Source organism: Ruegeria sp. BC2, from assembly GCF_056539245.1.
The window spans coordinates 621,956-641,562 of sequence record NZ_JBQFUQ010000001.1 but is presented as its reverse complement, the minus strand read 5'-3'; the positions used below and the strand labels follow the sequence as shown (position 1 = coordinate 641,562).

Annotated in this window: 18 protein-coding genes; 5 read left to right on the top strand and 13 right to left on the bottom strand. The window is 54.2% G+C overall.

Annotation, left to right across the window (positions count from 1 at the left end; all coding sequences use genetic code 11):
• Window positions 1-61 precede the first annotated feature (61 nt).
• Entirely contained in the window at window positions 62-697 is a 636-nt protein-coding gene (locus ACR0CU_RS03145; RefSeq protein ID WP_170528116.1) for a cation efflux transmembrane domain-containing protein, read from the top strand.
• 321 nt (window positions 698-1,018) lie between these two features.
• Window positions 1,019-1,747, top strand: a complete 729-nt coding sequence (locus tag ACR0CU_RS03140) for an SDR family NAD(P)-dependent oxidoreductase (RefSeq protein ID WP_480642439.1) — start codon at window positions 1,019-1,021, stop codon at window positions 1,745-1,747.
• 48 nt (window positions 1,748-1,795) lie between these two features.
• On the opposite strand, the gene ACR0CU_RS03135 is transcribed toward ACR0CU_RS03140, so the two are convergent.
• Window positions 1,796-2,551 carry an N-acyl homoserine lactonase family protein gene (locus tag ACR0CU_RS03135; protein WP_480642437.1) on the bottom strand — a complete coding sequence of 252 codons (756 nt, stop codon included), beginning with the start codon at window positions 2,549-2,551 and terminating at the stop codon, window positions 1,796-1,798.
• 485 nt (window positions 2,552-3,036) lie between these two features.
• Between ACR0CU_RS03135 and ACR0CU_RS03130 the strand changes: the two genes are divergently transcribed.
• Window positions 3,037-3,240 (top strand): hypothetical protein, encoded by a 204-nt coding sequence (locus ACR0CU_RS03130; RefSeq protein WP_170389536.1) that lies wholly within the window; start codon window positions 3,037-3,039, stop codon window positions 3,238-3,240.
• 643 nt (window positions 3,241-3,883) lie between these two features.
• Here ACR0CU_RS03130 and ACR0CU_RS03125 read toward each other — a convergent pair.
• Window positions 3,884-4,462 carry a TetR/AcrR family transcriptional regulator gene (locus ACR0CU_RS03125; RefSeq protein ID WP_254428901.1) on the bottom strand — a complete coding sequence of 193 codons (579 nt, stop codon included), beginning with the start codon at window positions 4,460-4,462 and terminating at the stop codon, window positions 3,884-3,886.
• Between the two features lie 189 nt (window positions 4,463-4,651).
• Here ACR0CU_RS03125 and ACR0CU_RS03120 point away from each other — a divergent pair, with 189 nt between their 5' ends.
• Window positions 4,652-6,046 carry an aminotransferase gene (locus ACR0CU_RS03120; protein WP_170371560.1) on the top strand — a complete coding sequence of 465 codons (1,395 nt, stop codon included), beginning with the start codon at window positions 4,652-4,654 and terminating at the stop codon, window positions 6,044-6,046.
• 63 nt (window positions 6,047-6,109) lie between these two features.
• On the opposite strand, the gene ACR0CU_RS03115 is transcribed toward ACR0CU_RS03120, so the two are convergent.
• The 7 genes from ACR0CU_RS03115 to ACR0CU_RS03085 all read right to left on the bottom strand — a co-directional run bounded on the left by ACR0CU_RS03115 (window position 6,110) and on the right by ACR0CU_RS03085 (window position 14,915).
• Entirely contained in the window at window positions 6,110-7,678 is a 1,569-nt protein-coding gene (locus ACR0CU_RS03115; RefSeq protein WP_170445174.1) for a trimethylamine methyltransferase family protein, read from the bottom strand.
• Window positions 7,679-7,703: 25 nt separating this feature from the next.
• Window positions 7,704-8,903 carry an aromatic ring-hydroxylating oxygenase subunit alpha gene (locus ACR0CU_RS03110; protein WP_170445171.1) on the bottom strand — a complete coding sequence of 400 codons (1,200 nt, stop codon included), beginning with the start codon at window positions 8,901-8,903 and terminating at the stop codon, window positions 7,704-7,706.
• Between the two features lie 8 nt (window positions 8,904-8,911).
• A complete protein-coding gene (locus ACR0CU_RS03105; RefSeq protein WP_170445168.1) occupies window positions 8,912-10,978 on the bottom strand; it encodes an oxidoreductase in 2,067 nt (688 codons plus the stop codon).
• A gap of 94 nt (window positions 10,979-11,072) precedes the next feature.
• Complete coding sequence (locus ACR0CU_RS03100) at window positions 11,073-12,128, bottom strand: ABC transporter substrate-binding protein (protein WP_170339920.1); 1,056 nt, start codon at window positions 12,126-12,128, stop codon at window positions 11,073-11,075.
• Window positions 12,125-13,240 carry an ABC transporter ATP-binding protein gene (locus tag ACR0CU_RS03095; protein WP_170445165.1) on the bottom strand — a complete coding sequence of 372 codons (1,116 nt, stop codon included), beginning with the start codon at window positions 13,238-13,240 and terminating at the stop codon, window positions 12,125-12,127. Before ACR0CU_RS03095 ends, ACR0CU_RS03100 begins: the two co-directional genes overlap by 4 nt.
• A 20-nt stretch (window positions 13,241-13,260) precedes the next feature.
• Window positions 13,261-14,055: an ABC transporter permease gene (locus tag ACR0CU_RS03090; RefSeq protein WP_170339925.1), complete on the bottom strand. Its 795-nt coding sequence runs from the start codon at window positions 14,053-14,055 to the stop codon at window positions 13,261-13,263.
• Complete coding sequence (locus ACR0CU_RS03085) at window positions 14,052-14,915, bottom strand: ABC transporter permease (protein ID WP_170357402.1); 864 nt, start codon at window positions 14,913-14,915, stop codon at window positions 14,052-14,054. The genes ACR0CU_RS03090 and ACR0CU_RS03085 overlap by 4 nt, the downstream gene beginning before the upstream one ends.
• Window positions 14,916-15,106: 191 nt before the next feature.
• Here ACR0CU_RS03085 and ACR0CU_RS03080 point away from each other — a divergent pair, with 191 nt between their 5' ends.
• Entirely contained in the window at window positions 15,107-15,748 is a 642-nt protein-coding gene (locus tag ACR0CU_RS03080) for a TetR family transcriptional regulator C-terminal domain-containing protein (RefSeq protein ID WP_170445162.1), read from the top strand.
• Window positions 15,749-16,402: 654 nt separating this feature from the next.
• On the opposite strand, the gene ACR0CU_RS03075 is transcribed toward ACR0CU_RS03080, so the two are convergent.
• From ACR0CU_RS03075 to ACR0CU_RS03060, 4 genes are read right to left on the bottom strand one after another with little or no spacing between them, the layout of a single operon-like run.
• Window positions 16,403-17,533, bottom strand: a complete 1,131-nt coding sequence (locus ACR0CU_RS03075; RefSeq protein WP_170445159.1) for a cytochrome-c peroxidase — start codon at window positions 17,531-17,533, stop codon at window positions 16,403-16,405.
• A complete protein-coding gene (locus ACR0CU_RS03070; RefSeq protein ID WP_170339934.1) occupies window positions 17,530-17,907 on the bottom strand; it encodes a hypothetical protein in 378 nt (125 codons plus the stop codon). The genes ACR0CU_RS03075 and ACR0CU_RS03070 overlap by 4 nt, the downstream gene beginning before the upstream one ends.
• Window positions 17,904-18,710, bottom strand: a complete 807-nt coding sequence (locus ACR0CU_RS03065; RefSeq protein ID WP_170339937.1) for an amidohydrolase family protein — start codon at window positions 18,708-18,710, stop codon at window positions 17,904-17,906. Before ACR0CU_RS03065 ends, ACR0CU_RS03070 begins: the two co-directional genes overlap by 4 nt.
• A gap of 21 nt (window positions 18,711-18,731) precedes the next feature.
• Window positions 18,732-19,598: a dioxygenase family protein gene (locus ACR0CU_RS03060; RefSeq protein WP_170366815.1), complete on the bottom strand. Its 867-nt coding sequence runs from the start codon at window positions 19,596-19,598 to the stop codon at window positions 18,732-18,734.
• Window positions 19,599-19,607: the final 9 nt, after the last annotated feature.

Here is a 19,607-nt window from a genome sequence, read left to right as displayed (position 1 = left end):
TTGAACCTCTAGTTGCTAGAGACATTACAGTATGAACAACTAAAGATGAAAGAGGATTCCCATGGCTGGTTGCTGCGGACATGACGCCAAGTTTGACGGTGTTTCAGATGACTACAAAAGACGACTCTGGATCGTGATCGCGCTCAACGCGACGATGTTCTTCGTCGAGATGACAGCGGGTCATTTGGCCAAATCCCAAGCGCTGCAGGCAGACGCACTCGACTTCGCAGGCGATGCGCTCACCTACGGAATTTCGCTTGCTGTTATCGGGGCCTCTCTCCGCGCAAGAACGAATGCAGCGCTGTTCAAAGGCATCAGCCTTCTGATGATGGGCCTTTGGGTGTTCGGATCGACTGTCTATCGCGTCTTCTATGTTGGCGTTCCAACTGCAGAGATCATGGGGGGCGTTGGCTTTCTTGCGTTGCTTACAAATCTAGCAAGCGTCTTGCTTTTGGTCCGCTACAAAGATGGTGATGCCAATGTTCGGTCAGTTTGGCTGTGTTCGCGCAATGACGCGATTGGGAACGTGGCTGTGATGTTTGCAGCACTTGGCGTCTGGGGAACGGCAACAGGTTGGCCTGATCTTGTCGTGGCAACCGTCATGGCCGGGCTTTTTCTGTCGTCTGCCTTCCAAATTGTGCGCCAAGCCTTGGCTGAGCGTCGGGAAATGACCGACCATAAGCACGCGGAAGCATAATGAAGCCGACCAAGCGCAAAAGCAGACCTTCGCCATAGTGCGGCATCTTGGGCGGTATGGGCTCAAACCGGTCATTCGCTGCAACTTGCTTGAACGTCTGCTTTGCGGACCATGCTGCCATTTGTTTCAGTTGCAACGTCGAAAGGCACATACGGCAACAAAGCGCGGAAGAATGACATCGCAAGGTCCAACTCCGAGCCCAACCCGGACGCACGCTGAATATTTGCGAGATTGACTATCCATGCTTGCAGAAACCGGCGTTGCGGGTTTCCTTCTGTAGTTCAAGATATCCACTGTTTCGCCAAGGTTCGAGGAGTTACTATGAAAACAGCCGTTGTGACTGGTGCCGCGGGGGGGATGGGACAGGCTATCTGCCGCCAATTACAGACATGTGAGTTCCACGTCTTTGGACTGGACCTCAACGAGAAGGGTTTGGATGAACTGGCGGCAGAGTTAGGTTCAAATTTCACACCAATCTGCGTTGACTTGACGGATCCAATTGCAATCGCCCAGACCTTTGATGGCATAAAGTCAGCTTATGGCGGCCTCGATGCTTTGGTGAACAACGCTGGCACCTGCTTCATGTCCGACTTCCCGCATATACCGCCCGAGGAACTGGAAAGGCAGATGGCAATCAATTTCAACTCTGCGTTCCATTGTTGCCAGCAGGCTGTCCGATTGATGTTGGAACGCGAGGGCGTCAAAAAGATTGTGAATATCTCATCAAACGGAGCTTACAATTTCGATGTATTTGACCCTCCGCACTACCGGGCATCAAAGGCGGCGATGGATTCCCTTACGAAAGACCTCGCCCGTCGATACGCAAAGGAAAAAATCTGTGTGAACTCGCTGGCGCCAGCCATGACCGAGACGCCCTTGTTCAATGTCTTGTCTGAGGAAGTCTTGGAGAAAGCCGTTAACGCCATGCCGCATGGTCGGGCGATGCAGCCCGAGCAAATCGCCTCTTGGGTCAGTTTTCTCATTTCACCGGCCGGTGACGTTACCAGCGGAAATGTAATCATTCTGAATCAAGGGCGGGACGTCAGGTAGCTTTCAGGAAGAACAATCCATTTCGGGAAAAGTGGACCACTGGGTGGGTCAACGGTAGACCTCTGGAGCTTTCTTCAGAACAGGCCATTGTTTTGGACAATGCCCATAGATCACAAAGGCGTTTCGCTCGGATGCTAGGCGCATCAACCTGTCTGCGCTGGCAATCGCAGCATCTTCATCCCATGACCCTGCAAATTTCTCATCGATTTCTGACGGTCGGGATATCGCGTCACTGGTGAGCAAAACCGGACCCGAGGGAAGATCGACCATCAGGGCGATCTGGCCTGGTGCATGACCGGGTGCCGCCAATACCAGGATACCTGGTCCAATCTCTACGTCGCCATCAACCAAGAGGTAATCCCGATCGGGCCACTCCAAAGGCCGCACACCGCCCCAATACAATGGACGAGGCAGAGCCCGCTCCACGGAAGATATTAGGATCGGAATGCCAGGAAAGTCGCCCAATGCCCCGATATGGTCGATATGAGTGTGGGTACAAATCTGCAACGTAATGTCTGATGGAATGAGACCGAGCTTTGCCAGTTGCGCGCGCGGCAGGTTTTCCGGTTCACATTTCAGGACTTCGCCAAACTCATACAAAAGATCTTCTTTTACCGCGGCTTCGGTATCGGTCGCATATTTTTCGGGAAACCCGGTGTCGATGAGTATGGCTTCTCCCAGATCCGTCCGGATCAGAAAGCCGCAGATCCCAATGATGCGACCCGTGGAATGAACCTTGAACAGCCCGTAGTCCAATACTGCCAGGTCAATCGGCCGCCCTTTGACAAATCCCTCAGCTTGCACAACCTCTCCCCCTCATTGACTGCAAGGATTTTGAGTAGAGTGGGAAAGTCAAGGAGTCCGTTGTCACGCCGCACACTATTCTAGCTATCACCCAGCCCAGCAGTGCTGCGGGTGAAGCTTTGAGCGAGATTGGCAGTTCAGATCGGAAAGCGGTCTTTTCTTTAGTCAAGTGACCAACAGAAAAACGTCTTGGTAGAAAACTACTGATATATGGCCAATCTGCCGATATTGGCTAGACTTAGAGGGTTCCCTCAACGCACAGAAAGTTTGTCCGCATTCCCGACCTTGCCACTGTGCGCTCCGGAACGCTCTAACCATTGGGACTACACCGTTTAATCGCCAAGGAAGCCACCGGGAGAGTGCCAGGACGCCCGGGACCAATGTCGGGAGTTACTTTATTTGCCCAAGAGCACATTCGGGCCACCGTCTGTCAAACCGGATCAGCCGTGTTATACATGGCGTCAAGATATGAAAGGCGAAAATTGATGGACGCACCGGTTATCCAACTGATATTTATGCTAGCCTTGCTGGTTGGCGTGATCTGGCTTTATATCCTGCCGATCACGATGGCGGGGCGGCGCAACCGATCCGGTTTGATTTGGTTCCTGATCGGTCTGGTTGGATCACCGCTTTTGGCCATCCTTTTACTATTGGCTTTGGGTGACGCACCCGAGCATCCAGCAACGTAGCCTTGGAAACGATACCGTCAGACACACAGAAAGGCTCCACCGGAGGGTTTCTGGACACCGGTGAGCCGTAACGGCCTTCTCAGCATGTAGGGAGGCCTTGAATTGAGTCACTACACTTTCGGAAGAGAAGAAAAGTACTCCTTCCCACTCTCGACGGCCGTGTAGTGCAATCCTACGGATGACCGATCTGTTTGAAGAATCCTAGAACTTTGTCCGTGACCCGGTCATAGCGGCAGTTCTGACGAACGTCCGACACCGTTAGGAGCAGCCAATGAGGTTGGTGCCAGTTTGGCGGTCCTGCCCCCAACCATGAGACTTCTTGCTACATATGCCGACGCTGATGTCGTTGTTGTGAAAACGGTCATAACCGGTGGGATTGAAGATGCCGGCGCAACTCATACTATCATCTCGGGATTTTTACTGACTTTGTTATTGGAATCTTGCTGATCGCGCGCGGCCGCGGGTTGGAAGCTTCGGCTAGTTCGCTGATCATCGGCGCGCTGCTATTTGGTGTTTTGCATTGCTCATGTGCGTCTTATGGGCCCAACCAATGAATAATGACTTGCGGCGATTCATTCACGAGACACGGACGGATTAGGGATTGACCTCGGTAGGTTCCTATTTTCAAAAGCCACCTTCATCCTTAGATCTTTTGGTTGCTAAAGTGTTTTGGAAACATCGATTGCAGTACAAACAGGCAGATCCTCAAAGCCTCCGAAGGTTTGAAGATCTCTGAGTGCAAGTGGTAGTCGGTCCAGAGCCCTTCCAGCAAAGCAACCAATGCGTCTGTTGCAAGATTGGCGTCTACGTCATCGTACTGGCCTTCAACCTTTATTTGCTCCAACAGCTCCAGTATCGCCGCCCTGAAACCTTTGTCTCGCGAGTCGATGAAAGGAAATACCTTCGGGTTCGAGAGCGCTTCGGCCCGGAAGGAAAACCAAATTGCGACGTCCCGTGCATTTAGGACCAAGGGATCGAAGTCTGCCTTAATGAAAGAGATTAACTTGTCTGCCGGGTCCAACTCGGGATTGGCTGCGATGACCTTCCACTGCTCCGCGTAGCGGACTGACAATTCCTCAGCCACCGCAAGCAGAAGCTTTTCTTTGGAGCCAAAGTGTAGGTTTACCATCCCTTGCGACAGTCCTGACAACTCTTGGATTCTCGCCGAGGTCGTGCCGCGAATTCCGTACTTGTAGATGGCCTCTGCAGCCGCTTGGATCAACTGCTTTCGGTTCTGCAGCTTACCCAGATCACGGGCATTGGTTGGGATATCAGGCTCGAGAGTAATCTTGTTTGTCCTCCGCTGGGTGGTCGCCCTTTGTCTTCTCGCATTTAGCAGAGCGAAAGTTCAAGAATTGACATTGAATAAATGTTTGTTCATTTTGTGATTTCCATTTCATAGAGACGCTGCATGACCCTTTCCAACTCTGACTTTCGGTCCATTCGCGAGTGGGATAACGAACATTTCCTGCACCCGTGGGAGGGAATGTCATGTTTGGGCCAAAACGAACGCACCTTTGCAGAAAGCGGCCTGGGCGTTCACGTCTTCACTGAGGACGGAAAGCGCCTAATAGACGGCCCTGCTGGCATGTGGTGTATGCAATTGGGCTATGGAAACACTGAAATTGCCGATGCCATGGCCCAGCAGGCGAAAGAGATGGCGTATTTTTCGCCCTTCAACAATGCCAACTCAGCCCCCGCCCGGTTGGCGCATGAGATCGCCAAGAGGACGCCGGGCGACCTGAACCATGTGTTCTTCACGACAGGTGGCTCAACCGCCGTGGATTCCGCTCTTCGGTTTGTGCAGTTTCGCAACAACCTTCTGGGCAAGCCTGAAAAGAAGATCGTGATATCGCGGCAGAAAGCCTATCACGGATCGACCTACCTGGCGGCCTCAGTGTCCGGAAAAGAGCGAGACAAAGGTTGGCTGGACCAGGCAAGTCACCTGACGCGCTTCCTGCCGAATGTGAATCCTTATACGCGTCGCCCCGAGCAGACAGTCGACGACTTTCTGGACGAAAAAATAGCGGATCTGGAAAACATGATCCTGCAGACCGGAGCAGACAAGGTCGCAGCTTTCATCGCTGAACCGATCTTGTGCTCTGGAGGTGTCATCGTACCTCCACCGGGATATCATCTGCGCTGTCTGGAAATCTGCCGAAAGTACGATGTCCTGTATATCTCGGACGAGGTTGTGACTGGGTTCGGACGGCTTGGGCATTGGTTTGCGTCCGAAGCCGTCTTCGGTATTCAGCCGGATATCATCACCTGCGCTAAGGGAATGACTTCAGGGTATGTGCCGATGGGGGCCTGCATCATTTCTGATCGGCTGATAGCAGAAATAAGCGGCGAACACGCCCAGGACGCTACCTTTTCTAATGGCTTCACCTATTCGGGCCACCCAGTAAGCGCGGCGGCCGGTTTGAAGACGATCGAAATCATGGAGCGTGACGGCGTTCTTGAGCATGTCCGCGCGATCACGCCGCTGTTCGCAGAACGCCTTCAGGCCCTAGCTGAATTGCCGCTCGTCGGTGATGCCCGCGGTATGGGGCTGGTTGGATGCGTTGAGTGTGTTGCGGACGCCAAAGCCGATAACTTGCTGGATCTTGATAAATCAGTTGGCGCATTGATCGATCATCATTGTCAGGAGAACGGACTGATCCTGCGGCCAATCATCAATATGTGTGTGTTTTCTCCGCCGTTGATCATTTCGGAAGACGAGTTGAACCAGATGTTCGACATCCTTGAAAAGGGCATCCGGCTGGCGACCGAGGACCTGACGCGCCAGAATGCGTTGAGAACTTAGGAATGGCTTCGGGGTGGCCTCGCAACCTTGCAAGTGGCGAGCCCCTACCGCGACCTGCTACGCTCACCCAGCCCGCATTTCTTCAGGCGGCAACTTGATCGGAAACTTGGATCGAACCTCTTCATCAGCCTTGCTGCCAAAGTAGTTCGGGTAGTGATTGGATAGGATATCGTTCACAACCGACCTGCTCCGCTCGAACATATCCTGACGGCCTGCCTTCTCCCAAGTGTCGGTAAGCTCCCGATCCATCAAGGTTGGGTAGACATACTCGGTCTCCATGTATTGCAAGGTCTGCGCATTACCAAGGAAATGACCGGGATCTATTGCGCATTCATGGATGACGTCGACCGAAAGCGTATCGTCACTCACCTCGATCCCGCGCAGTGTTCGAGAGATCATGCCCGCTACCTCGTTGTCGATCACCATTGACTCAAAGCTACAGCCCATCAGGCTGCCGAGCATTCCACCAAACTCGCACAACCGGTTTGCTCCCGCATGGGCCGCCAAAGCGAAGGTAAGCGCTTTTTCCAGCCCATATTGCGCATCGGGGATTTTGGAATCCGTCATTCCACATCCGACGCTGGTTGGTAGGTTGTAGAAGTTGCCCATCTGAATAGCAGCGGCTGAAATCAAAGCCTGTTCGCCACTTCCGCCAGTAAACGATCCAGTGCGCAGATCAGTAATGAACGGCCAAGCCGCAAAGACGACAGGTGTTCCTGGGTTGATCAGGTTGGCAACGGCCACGCAGGAAAGGGTCTCGGCCACCGCCTGCGCCAGCGTGCCGGCCAATGGCGCTGGTGACGTGGCTCCGGCTTGTGGCGGAACGGCAAGGTCGCAGACAAGGCCCATTTTTGCAGTATCAATCAGAATTTCCAGGTTTTCCCGCCCGAACCGAAGCGGTGAGACGATGGGACAGCCTCCAAAAATCACCGAAGGCTTTTCAAGGAACTTTCCCTCCCCGCCCGATGCCAAATCGAACATATGAATGGCGTCTTTTATGTGTTCGCGCGTGCGGAATGTCAGGCAGGACGGTTTCTCGCTTCCCGCCAGAATGGCGTATAGCATGCTCATGTCATGCTCGTAGTCCTGCGGGACATCCGTTGCCAGAACCGTATCACCGGTCATGTGAATGTTGTCGAGCCGGTCTACAAGTCGGGTGAAATCGTAGATATCCTTGAGCGTTGATGGTCGGTAACTGCGCGTTTCCGCGTCAAACGTTGTCACCGCCGTACCGGAATTTGCGTAATACACCTTGTCCTTGGTGCAGTGCATATCGTCCTTTCCGGCCCGAGATCCGCGTGCATGGACATAGAATTCGCTTGCGGCCGTGGCCAACAGGTCTTCCATCAAGGCCCGAGGAAAGCATAGCCTGCCGTGCTCGTTCACCGTCGCCCCTTTGGGCAGCACGAGATCAAGAACTTCCTGTGTTGGATCACCGACGCCCGTACGCTCCAGAATACTCAGGGCGGCTTCATGAATGCTGGCCATGTCAGCGTCCGAAAGGGGCTTGTATCTTCCTCCGGCAATGCCCGGCCAGATTGCCTGCGAAGCGACATTGCTGGTTCGCACGGCCGCGCGCGCCTCACGCCCGCCCCCGCGCCGTCTTGATCTGCGCTTCGTTAACTCTGTCATGGTGTTTCTCCGAATTCTGAGCGTGTCAGATCATGCTGAAGTAGTTGCGATAGAAACCAGGAATGCTCCACTCCATCTCGGACAGCGGTCCCGGCACGAAATGGTGGGAGTTCACACCTTCCTGATTGTGACGGATGATCCGCTCATCATCGAGCGACGTGACATGCCAGAGCCATGTCAACGCGTCCTTATCGTAGTCACGACCCTCTCGAGCATCGCCGCGCACATACCAAACGATCTGAATATCCGTTTCCTGCAGGGCGCGCGGAACGAACCGGTAGCCGACCATGTGATCTGCATAAACGAGGAAGTAGTTCAAAGTCCCGATCCCCAGATCGGTGGCACCGCCGTCGTGACCCTTTAGCTCTCCAAGAGCGGGAGCCAAAGGCGTACCATCCTTGCTGCCCGTCAAATACCCGGGAAACAGCGGGTAGCGCCGCCAATAGACATCTGCACCCGGCGCGAACGCGTTTTCTCCGGTCAGGTCCAATTCCTCCAAGGGAACTCCGACTTCGTCCATCCGCTCGTGAAGAGCGCCACTGAACTCAAGAACTTGAGCAGGATCTTTCAACGAGTGACTGCGCGAATAGTCCTGATGAGACGGGGCGCAGTGATAGCACTCCAGATAGTTTTCCAAGGCCAGTTTCCAGTTCGCGGGAACCGGATACGAGGCTTCATGAGCGACCTTCAGATTTTCAAAGTCAAACGGCTTTGAAAGTGGGGCGAGTCGCTCCAACGCGGCATCCAGAGGTGGTGCATTCGCGGCTGCACAGGCGAATATCAGACCTTGGTATATCTTCACCTGAACCGGGAACAACCCATACTGGCCCGGATCAAAACCCGATCCCATTGATCGACCGTTCCGCAGTTTGCCGTTCAAGTCGAAAGTCCACGCGTGATACGGACATATGAAGTTGCGGGCTTTGCCTTTCCGTTCGATGCAAACCCGCGATCCACGATGGCGGCATACGTTCAGATGCCCGCGCACTTCGCCTTCACGATCCCGAACGATGATGATGGACTCGGGTCCATAGTCGAACAGGAAATAATCACCCGGCTCAGGGACCTGGCTAACATGGCCGACCCAGATCCAGTTTCGGTTCCAGAACGCACTGATATCGTTCTCGTATACGGCTTGAGACGTGTAGAAGTGACGAGGCAAGGCGAACCCTTCACGTTGCGAGCCCATCAAGTCGCGCATAACTTGCAAATCATCTTTTGGCATGGCGCACCTCATACAAGTTCAAGGGAAACGAGTTCCCGACGAAAAAATTCGCGGTCAATTTCGCCCGCCTCGCGTTCAAAATTCCGAGCAGCCATGTGACCCGAATATACTGCGTCCGCGATCAAGCCGGGGTTTTCTGCATCTCCGATCAATTCCAGCGTAGTCAGCGGGTTGTTGGCCAAGCTGCGCAGCTCATCGTAGAGGTTGGTTTCGCGCGCGCGCTGCGTCACCAACACAACTGAACCACATTCTTTGGTCTGTTCTTGTCCCGTGTACGCACATCGCACGGTCGCCTGCCCCGGCGCCACGTTGTCCAATGTATGAGACAGGACCAGTTGAACGCCGCCCTCCAGAAGACTGCGTTGTACTCGAGTTTGTTCCAGCGTTAGTTCAGTAAACGGCGAAACCATTGAAGCCGGGGTTACAAAGACGACCTCATGTCCAGCCCGAGCCAGATGATCCGCCAATACACCACCGAGATATGCCTGTTCATCATCGTAGACCAAAACCGGACCGCTCCCCGGCAGTGTCCCTGACATGATGTCATCCGGCGTAAATACCTGAGCGCCGGCGCTTATTGATACGCCGTGAAATCCAGATTTCCCGCGCCCGTCTCGTCGCCATTTTGCGCCAGTTGCGACAAAGACGTTCGGAATAGCCAGCTCGACAACCTCGGTTGCTGACAACAGGCTGTCGGTGAACAGTTGAACGTTCCCTCTTTGCCTAAGGTCATAAATCCTGTGATCTGTGACGCGTTTCCAAGCGGACAGCCCGGTCAGACCAGACTCCTGCAAGACACGGCCGCCAAGCTCTTGCTTGGCTTCCGCGAGAGTTACCTCGTATCCCCGCCGCGCCAATTGCATGGCACATTCAAGTCCGGCTGGTCCGCTGCCCACAACGAGCGCAGTTTTCTCTTTCCCCCGACGCTCAATGAACTCTGGATGCCATTTCCGCCGCCACTCTTCGCCCATGGTCGGGTTTTGTGTGCAGCGTATGGGGACACCGAGAGAGTCGGATGAAACACAGATATTGCAACCGATGCACTCACGGATTTCTTCGATGCGACCTTCCTTGATTTTGTTGGGCAGAAACGGATCAGCGATGGATGGCCTCGCCGCGCCGATAAAATCAAGAATGCCTTTCCTGACCAGTGACGCCATCAAATCCGGCGACGTAAGACGCCCGACGCCAACAACAGGTTTGGAAGTCACCTGTTTCACGAATTCGATATATGAGGTTTGAAAGCCGTCGCGGGGCTCGAACCGGGTAGTTGCAGAGTCGTTGCTCCAATCTGCCACGTTAACATCCCAAAGGTCAGGAAGCTCGGCCAGCAACTCGACTACAGCACGGCCTTCTTCCTGCGCTTGCATGCCGTCTGCCCCGAGCATTTCGTCAACCGCAAATCGCAGGGCAATGGCGCAATCGTCTCCAACCTCTTCCTTGGTTTCTTCAAGAAGCTCGCGGGTTAGCCGCACCCGGTTCTCCAGTGAACCTCCATACTCATCCGTTCGATCATTGAACTGTGGCAGCAGGAAATGATGAGGCAAGGTCATGTGATGCCCGGCATATACATACACGATGTCGAACCCGGCTTCGCGCGAACGGCGAGCCGCTGCGCGATGCCACTTGCGAAATTCACGAATGTCCGCCTTATCCATCGCCCTGGATTGCTTGGGATAAGCAGTTTGCAAGGCAAGTTCTGAAGGCGCCAGCAAAGGGGCCCGGCTCAGATGATTTTGCGCGTGGTGACCGTTATGCGCCAATTCAATAGCCGCCAAAGACCCCTTTCCATGCACCGCCTCGGTCATCAGGCGCAGCGCCGGGATATCCCGCTCATCCCAAAGTCGGTTTTCGGCAAACGGGGACAGGTCGGAAGTCGGGTGAATTTCCGTCTCCTGGTTGGAGACGACGGCCCAACCACCCTCGGCCTTCATTGCCCGCATGGCGGCCTCGGCCTGCGGTCGCAAGTGCCCCATGCCGTTGCAGTGGGGCACTTGATAGAACCGGTTTCGAGCCGTCACTGGCCCAATTTGAACCGGTTCAAAGAGTACAGAATATCCGTCAGCGCCTGACATTGCCGCGCTTCCTCCAAGAAAATCGGAAATGGTTTCGTGGGAATGGAAGGGTTTCTACATCCCCACCATTCCCGGCTGTGTTGTAAGAGCGCCTTTAGAAGCCCGCTTTGATGCGCTCGAATTCCTTCAACATCTTCGCCTCCAACTCGGGGTTAACGGCGTCAAAGAACAAGCTGCCTTCAAAGAAGCTGTCCACATCCGAGAACCCGTAAGTCTCGATCAACTCCGGGTCTGCCTGTGCAAAAGCGTCTTCATTGGCGTGGGCGTACCCCCAGCTTTCAATGATGTACTTCCCACTTGCCGCGGAGCTGAGCGCGTTCAGCATGTCATAGACCTGCTCATCCGACTGCTTCGCAGATTTCAGATGTACATAACCGCAGACCCAGGTCGCGATGCCTTTGTCCACATCACGCATCATGACTGCTGGGGTTTCGTTCCAGATCAGGTTCAGTTCCGATTGGTTCCATCCCCAACCCAGCGTGACCTCACCGCTGGCAATTGCCTGATCCAGTTGGCCGGCATCAGACCAATAAAACCGCACGTTCGGATGAACCGCGCGCAGATAGTCCGCCGCTTTTTGGAATTCCTCGTCACTCATATCGGTATAGCTGGACGCTCCGGTCGCCAAGGCTGCCATTGCAAAGGCACTGGAAGCGGCGTCCGGAATGGCGACTTTGCCCTGATAGGCGGGATCTGCAAGCAATTGCAGCGAAACATCATCCGCCGAAATCATATCGGTGCGATAGATCAGGCCAGTGTTGCCCCACTCAAACGGCACCATGTAGGTCTGCCCATCGATCGTGATGCCATCGACCTCTTTGATCTTGGGCATCAACTTGTCCCAATTCTCCAGCTTGCTGGTGTCGATTGGCTTGATCAAATCTGCCGCCACCCATTTCCTCAGGGCATCTGTGCAGGGGTGAGCCAAATCGGCTTCAAACCCGGATTGAAGCTTGGTGAACGCTTCTTCCACGCTGCCAAAATAGGTGTAGCTGGGCGCCCCACCGTACTTTTCGACATAATCGCCGTAGAAACCCTGATCCTCATATCCGGACCAGTCAAAAACGGTCAGGTCAGCGGCGTTCGCCAGAGCTTGGCCCGCGGTAAAGGTGGCAACTACTGCTGCCGTAAGTGATGCTGTTTTGATCATTGTTCTCCTCCCAAAGATTCACGTTTACCCAAGTCAATCACCGAGGCGCTTTGAACGCCAAGCCAGACGGTATCGCCGCGCGTGTGATCGACCGTGTGAAAGTAGTTTGGTACTGCGACGGCGATGCTGTCTTTCAGACCGTCGACGCGCACATAGTAGTGGACACTCTCACCATAAAAGGCGACGTCCGAAACCTCGCCCTTAACAAGAGCATCGTAGCCATCCGGCTTTTCCGAGCTGATTTCCAGTTGCTCAGGTCGAACCCCGACAAGAAGTTCCTTGTCATGCACCTGGACGTTGGGGTTCACCCCGATTTCCATCTTCCCAAAGCCGTTGACGTTGACTTCGAGCGTTTCAGAATTCTCCGAAGTCACTTCGGCATCCAGAAAGTTCATTCCACCGATGAAAGAAGCCACTTCCCGGTTGCAGGGTTGGGAATACAGGACCTCTGGCTTATCCACCTGCTTGAGCTGCCCGGCGAACATGACGCCGATGCGGTCGGACATGGTCATCGCCTCGTACTGGTCATGCGTGACCATGACGAAAGTAATTCCAAGCTTCTGTTGAAGGCGTCGCATCTCCAACTGCATCGTTTCGCGCAGGTTTTTGTCCAACGCAGACAACGGTTCATCCAATAGCAATACCTTAGGCCGCATAACGAGTGCCCGGGCGAGTGCCACACGTTGCCGCTGGCCTCCCGACAATTCGTTAGCTTTTCGGTCCTGCAGGCCGCCAAGCTCAACCATCTCAAGCGCTTCGGCAACGCGCTCTTTGATTTCCCTCCTAGACAGCTTTGTTTTGCGTAATCCGAAGCCAACATTGTCGCCGACGTTCAGGTGCGGAAAGATCGCATAGCTTTGGAACACCATATTGGTGGGACGCTTGTTGGCTGGCACCTCTCCCATTGTTCGACCATCGATCCGGATCTCGCCTTCTTCGTGATCCTGAAAACCCGCGATGATGCGCAATGCCGTTGTCTTGCCGCAGCCCGAAGGACCAAGCAGCGAAAAGAACTCACCTTCTTTCAAGGTCAGGTTCAGATCAGACACAGCCACAAAGGAACCAAAGCGTTTTTCTACGCCCCGAATTTCGATGATGTTCTGTTCGCTCATCTTACTTGTTTCCTTTGGCTTCAATCTGAGGACTGGATGGAACGGCGGCGGAAATACTCGGCAATCAACAGCAGCAGGACCGATGACAGTAAAAGCAGCGACCCCAGTGCCAACGTGTTGGGCAATTTTGCCGGGAAGCGGATCTGGCTCCAGATATAGACCGGCAGTGTTGGGCTGTTTCCGGATAGAAAAAAGGCCAGGACGAACTCGTCAAACGACACTGTAAAGGTGACCAACAGGCTGGCAATGATACCCGGCGCGACGATTGGCAGGGTAACACGTCGAAACGTTCCAACAACGCTTTCACCAAGATCGAACGCGGCCTCCTCCAGGGACTGGTCGAAATCGTCAAACGCAGACTTCATGATCGAAACGGAAAAGGGCAGCGCCACAAACACATGCCCAAGGATCACGGTGGTCAGCGATGGTTTCAGCCCGATGCTGATGAACAGAACCAGCATTGAACTGGCAACGATGATGCCGGGAATGACCAGTGGAAGCATGACCAGTCCCTCGGACAACTCACGCCCCGTGAAGCGATAACGGACATAAGCGCGAGCTGCAAAGAGACCCAGAGAAGTTGCCATCACGGCGGTCACACTGCCGACGATCAGCGAATTCACCATGGCTTGCAACAGCGTGTCTTGCTGACCCAACTGCGCGTACCATTTCAAAGTGAAACCTTTAAGCGGGAACGCCACGATGGTTCCGTCATTGAACGAAAACAGCGGCAACAGCAAAACCGGCAGATAGAGAAACACCAGGTAGGCAATCGCGTAAACCAGCAACCATGAGATGCGAAATACCCTGGTCATCTGATCCTCCGACCCAATGCGGTGACGACCACCACGAACAGGATCGCAACGCAGCCGACCGAAAGCATGGCGAGAAGAGACAGAGTTGCACCCAACGGCCAATTATTGGCGGCGCCAAACTGCACCTGGATCAAGTTCGCGACCATTTTTCCCTGCGATCCACCGACCAAGGCCGGAGTGACGTAATCGCCGACGGTTGGGATGAAAATGATCAGGCAGGCCGCGATGATCCCCGGCACCGTCAGGGGCAGCGTCACACGTACAAAGCGCTCCAACTTACTGCAGCCAAGGTCTGTTGCGGCCTCCAAAAGGCTGCGGTCAATCTTTTGCAGCGATACATAGATCGGCAGGATGGCAAAAGGTGCCCAGGCGTGGGCGAGCGTAAGGACCACAGCAAACTCATTGTAGAGCAGGAATGTCAGTGGTTCTTGTATCAAACCCAATGAAATCAGCGCCGAGTTCAACACCCCGTTGAAACCAAGAATGAGTTTCCAACTGAACACGCGCAGAAGGTAGCTGCTCCAAAAAGGAATAGTGATCAGCAGCAGCCAGAGGGTCTTCTTTTGCGTACGAAACGCAATGAAGTAGGCAATCGGGTAGGCCAGACAAACCGTTACCAATGTCACCGCGCCCGCAATTGCAACCGAACGGATCATTAGGTGTCGAACCAAGGGGTCAGTAAACGCCTCTTGGTAATTCGCCCAAGTCAATGTCCGGTCAATCTGGACATATGTCTGGGTCCAAAAACTGTAGGCGACAAGAATACAGAGCGGCACGGCTACAAGCAGCCCCACGTAGAGCGTCGCAGGCGCGCTAAGTGCTAGGCCCTTGCCCGTCTCACTTCGTAGTGCTCCTGCCATGCTTCCCTGCTGAATGTCGTTTTCGATGCTGTGACAACAGTCGATCACAAAATGGACAATCGTCCATTTAAATCTGGGATTTTTGCACTAGTTGTGTCAACTGATTATTTCGACATAGAGGCTGGCCAATTTCGCATCGGCCACTAGACGCCACCGCAAAAGACTGAAAACAAATAGAGCCGCCTAATCATATGACCGGAAGACGACAAGAAATACGCGAACGAAATCGCCTTTCTCTGATCGAGGCCGTACTCGACTCGGTGGCAGAGAAAGGGATTTCCGAGACCTCAGTCAGCGAAATCATTCAACGCGCCAAGCTGTCCCGCGGCATGATTCATCTTCATTTTGGTGGGAAAGACAACTTGGTCGACGAAGCCGCCCGCTATTCATCTGAACAATACTACAACGGCATTTATGACTTGTTGGAAGCGACCGGGCAAACCGGACAGGAACATATTGAGATGATTGTTCGGGGCGACTTGAGTGAAACCATTCTCAACAAGAAAAACGTCTCCATTTGGTACGCATTTCGAGGCGAGGCCCGAAACAGAGCAGCAATCGCTGCGTTTTCAGATACCCGCGACGCCAAGCTTCGGAACTTGGTTTTCAACGCTTTCGCTCGAATTGCAAAAGAAACTGGCACGGACCACCCTAATCAAGTTGCCAGGGACGCCACGCACGGCACACTCGCAATGCTCGAAGGCATGTGGACTGATTACCTACTCCACCCGGATTCCTTTGACCGCGACGAAGCAATGAGAATTGTTTTCCGGTTTCTGCGCGCATTGTTCCCAATGCACTTTGACCTGAATGGCGCAGTGTTGTCTGAGTAGAGATCGCGAAAGGTTTCCTGTCTGGCCAGCGCCCAGATGGACGATCCTATCTTTCAGTCAACATCGTGGAAGCAGAGTTCATACTAAATAAATTCAATTGAACAGGATGCATGGAGGTGTAGGCGGATGAGCACCGGTCTCCACATTGTCCGTGGCACTGCCCTTTTTTGGCCATGCAACGTTGAGGCCGCTCGGCGAGAGCGGCCTTGCGGATACGCTTGAAATTCACTCGTGTGTAGAGATGACGCTCCTGCTTGAAATTGCTGCAGAGTGATGAATGGACGGCGAAGGATTTAGGTAAACACTGCACGCTTCGGATAAACGGCCGCAGTCTCCATATCGCGCTTTCTCTGATCAAGGTAGAGCGGCACAGCCCACGGTACCACCCACAGAAACCCGTGGCGAAAAAATCAGTGCAGAAAGGCGGGAGTGAGTGGCGGCGCTGTCAGGCGCATTCGAACCAGTCTCAGTTTACCTCGGCAACCACGAACCTATCCGGAACAAGGTTGACTCTCCTCGCTTGAACCAGCGGGGCGGATTGGCCTGAAGGTGACCGGGATGGGCCAATGGCCACACCCTCTGACCTGGAGATGAGGTCAGCCAAATTCGGCGTGCCACATAACTCAGGCGGCGCTTTGGCCGAATTGGAGTATCTCAAGGCCATGTAACGCCGGACAGAGTCTCCAAAAACAAAACGAGATCAGCGATCTCCTGCTCGGACAAGCTCAGTTCTGAGAGTATGGCCTCACCGTCGGCATGCAGCCGTTCGGTATCAAGCTCGCTGTAGTGCCGGACCACCGAGTCCAAGTCGATCAAACTGCCGTCGTGCATATAGGGCGGAGTTTCAGCCACACCCCGCAAACTTGGCGTACGAAAGGTCCCAAAATCAGAATGACGCCTATGCACACTGCGAACCGCCCACGCACCTTGCTTGGCGGGATCGTCGTTCCATTCCCCGTCCAGTGTGTAGACGCTTGAAAATAGGAAGTTCAACCCGCCGAACCGTCCTTCATCGACTTCGGTTTCGCTTAGGAAGTAAGGCACACCGGCGTCGTGAAATTCATTGTTGGATAATGCCGGGCCATTGTGGCAAAGGGCACATTTCCCGCGCCCCAGAAAGAGCTTTAGACCTCTCTGAGCAGCTTCGGGATAGTTCGCAGCCGCCAACAGATCTCCGCGTTCCAGCGCATCGCGGAAACTGTCAAATTGTGTCCGCTCGGTTCTAAGCGTCTCCAAATAGGCTGATAGAGACTTGGCCGTGTTGACCAGGACCAACTCCGGGTCTTGACTTCGGATATTGCCGAAAATGGACTCAAAATCAGCAACATAAGAACTCTCGGAAATTGCCGCCTTTAGACTTTCGCTGCTGTGAGCCATCTCTTGTTCTTCGATGATCGGATGCAGACTTGCTGCCCAGAGACTATCGCTCTTGCCACCCCAACCGTACCAGCGCAGACTCGCAAGGTTTCTCAGGGATGGGGTGTTCCGATCCAACCTGACACGGCCGAGCGCCCGCGCCTCGGATGTTGTAAATGCCTGTTCGGGGTCGTGACAACTCGCACAAGAAAAAGCGCCGTCTACCGACAGCACCGGATCGTTGAACAAAGCCGCGCCGAGCAAAATAGCTCTTGAGTCACCTGAAACGCGATTGCTGGGGTCTGGCTTGTATGTTGGCGGCCATGGCCCGAAGGAAAGCGTTTGCTGTATTTCCTCTTCGGACAATAGAATTTCTGAGTGTACAGCAACCGGAAGCGCCATTAGCGCGGTTAAAGCCCAGAACTTCATTTGAGCGTAATCTCTGACGTGTAGGACAGCGATCGCCCTCCGATATGAACGTCAGCCTGCAGCTCCCAGAGTCCCGGCATGTGAAACAGCAAATCATCGACCCGGAACATTCCATCGCCCAATGCCGAAACTTCGGGAACGTAATTCAAACCGTGCTGATGAGCGGGCATGATTGCATCAACACGCACCTCATGTGCTGTTGCTTCACTGCAGACTGAAATCAGAACGGAAAACGGTTGGGCCAACGGAATTTCGCTGACAGCCAAATAAACCGCAGGCGCATCTGGGGCTTCCGACCCCATGCGTTGCCCCACAGCGTCACAAGCAATTGCTGCGCCCGATGAAGCAAGAAGCCATATAACCCAGCGGATCATTCTGATGCCAGCAAACGTTCAGCGTTGGCATAGGCGATGTTGTCTGCGATCCGTTCCGGCAGCAGATCCAGCCATTCACGCGAAAAATCTGCGTGCGGGCCAACGTAGTACCAACGTTCCGGCGCAAATGTGTCCGTGCCAACCATGAACCGATCGGGATGCACCTCGAACGCGGCCTTCCAATCCGGGTCTAAACGGCCGCGTGAAACCATATCCGACCGAAAAGCCAAGTCCGCCCAAAGCCTGGGATAAGTGTCCAAAGCGTCAGACACGCTGGCCGGGTCGTCAAAGCCAGAATGCGCCCACAAAACCCGCGCCTCTGGCCAAGTCTCGAAGATCAGGTCAACTGCCTCTCGATCACCGTGGTGGTGTAGAATGAGGTTCCGCTCTTTGGCCAGTGCAATCATACGCTGGATGACCGGCGTTTTGATATCTTCGCCGTAAGCGTGAAACTCGCCGATAGCTTCGTAGTCGTTTTTGGCCAGGTTTTCTTCCAGATAATCAATTACAGTTTCATCGTGCATCCAGGTGTTGATTTCACCGCGACGACGGTACGGGCGCAACGCTGGAACGACGATGTCCGGTGCCGCGTCCAACAACAGCTGAGTGCCATTGTCGTCCGAGCTGGAAACTAGCGCTTTCCGCACGCCCGCATCCCGAAGGATTTTAGCCACCTGTTCTGGTGGCACCAGTTCGACGGCGTCGTGGCTGTAATGAATATGCGTGTCGAAGATGGGGCGCTCTTGTGCGATGGCGGCACTGCAAAACAGCGCAGCGCCCAAAATGAAGATACGTTTCAGCACCTCAAGCCTCCTATCTATCAATCAGTCCTTGGCAAGCGTCACGTCGAAATTCACATGCAAGAAAGGTTCATGGATCTTACCAGAAAGCTCCATGCCATCAGGAAATTCAGAAGCCGGGCGTTCAACATATGTCATCACCAGATCGTCGCGCACGCCAAACACCGTGTCTTCATCCAGATAGGGATCATCGTCGGGAAATATCTCGGTCACCAAAGTGCGATAACCGGGAGCTTTGACGATGTAATGCAGGTGCGACGGTCGCCAGGGATGGCGACCACAGGCTCGCAGAATGTCTCCGACTGGCCCATCAGATGGCACCGTGTATTCCACTGGTTTGACCGTGGTGAAAGCGTAACGGCCATCTGAGCCGACCGTCATCAAGCCATGAAAAGAGTAGATATCCTGTTCCTCATCCTGACTGGCGTAGAGCCCGTTTGGTGCGGTTTGCCAGATGTCGAGCTCGGCACCCGCAATCGGATTGCCCTTTGTATCCCGGACCACGCCTTCAGCAAGAAGGACCGGCCCGCCGTAGTGACGTTTCATATCGCCACCGATCGGCAGCGGGGGTGCGCCTGAGACGTGAAACGGCCCCAACACAGACGAACTGGTCGCGTCAGGGCTGGAATGCAGCATGTCAACCAATGACGACAGGCCCAACACGTCCGAGGCTAGCACGAATTCATGCCTATCCTCGGTTTCCACCGCGGCGCAGCCTTCCAGAAACGCAATCCCAGCGCGCCACTCGTCATGCGTCAGGTTGGTTTCCCGTGCGAAATCGTGCAGGTGTTTGACCAGAGAGCCCATGATCTCGCGCATTCGTGGATCGGAGTCTTTGGACAGGTACCCCATGAAGACGTCAGTGATATTGTCTTTGGTGACAGAGCGCATCTTGGCCTC

Coding starts and splice junctions, on each gene's coding strand:
- ACR0CU_RS03145 (WP_170528116.1), top strand. CDS start 62: ATGGCTGGTTGCTGCGGACATGACGCCAAGTTTGACGGTGTTTCAGAT.
- ACR0CU_RS03140 (WP_480642439.1), top strand. CDS start 1,019: ATGAAAACAGCCGTTGTGACTGGTGCCGCGGGGGGGATGGGACAGGCT.
- ACR0CU_RS03130 (WP_170389536.1), top strand. CDS start 3,037: ATGGACGCACCGGTTATCCAACTGATATTTATGCTAGCCTTGCTGGTT.
- ACR0CU_RS03120 (WP_170371560.1), top strand. CDS start 4,652: ATGACCCTTTCCAACTCTGACTTTCGGTCCATTCGCGAGTGGGATAAC.
- ACR0CU_RS03115 (WP_170445174.1), bottom strand. CDS start 7,678: ATGACAGAGTTAACGAAGCGCAGATCAAGACGGCGCGGGGGCGGGCGT.
- ACR0CU_RS03110 (WP_170445171.1), bottom strand. CDS start 8,903: ATGCCAAAAGATGATTTGCAAGTTATGCGCGACTTGATGGGCTCGCAA.
- ACR0CU_RS03105 (WP_170445168.1), bottom strand. CDS start 10,978: ATGTCAGGCGCTGACGGATATTCTGTACTCTTTGAACCGGTTCAAATT.
- ACR0CU_RS03100 (WP_170339920.1), bottom strand. CDS start 12,128: ATGATCAAAACAGCATCACTTACGGCAGCAGTAGTTGCCACCTTTACC.
- ACR0CU_RS03095 (WP_170445165.1), bottom strand. CDS start 13,240: ATGAGCGAACAGAACATCATCGAAATTCGGGGCGTAGAAAAACGCTTT.
- ACR0CU_RS03090 (WP_170339925.1), bottom strand. CDS start 14,055: ATGACCAGGGTATTTCGCATCTCATGGTTGCTGGTTTACGCGATTGCC.
- ACR0CU_RS03085 (WP_170357402.1), bottom strand. CDS start 14,915: ATGGCAGGAGCACTACGAAGTGAGACGGGCAAGGGCCTAGCACTTAGC.
- ACR0CU_RS03080 (WP_170445162.1), top strand. CDS start 15,107: ATGACCGGAAGACGACAAGAAATACGCGAACGAAATCGCCTTTCTCTG.
- ACR0CU_RS03075 (WP_170445159.1), bottom strand. CDS start 17,533: ATGAAGTTCTGGGCTTTAACCGCGCTAATGGCGCTTCCGGTTGCTGTA.
- ACR0CU_RS03070 (WP_170339934.1), bottom strand. CDS start 17,907: ATGATCCGCTGGGTTATATGGCTTCTTGCTTCATCGGGCGCAGCAATT.
- ACR0CU_RS03060 (WP_170366815.1), bottom strand. CDS start 19,598: ATGCGCTCTGTCACCAAAGACAATATCACTGACGTCTTCATGGGGTAC.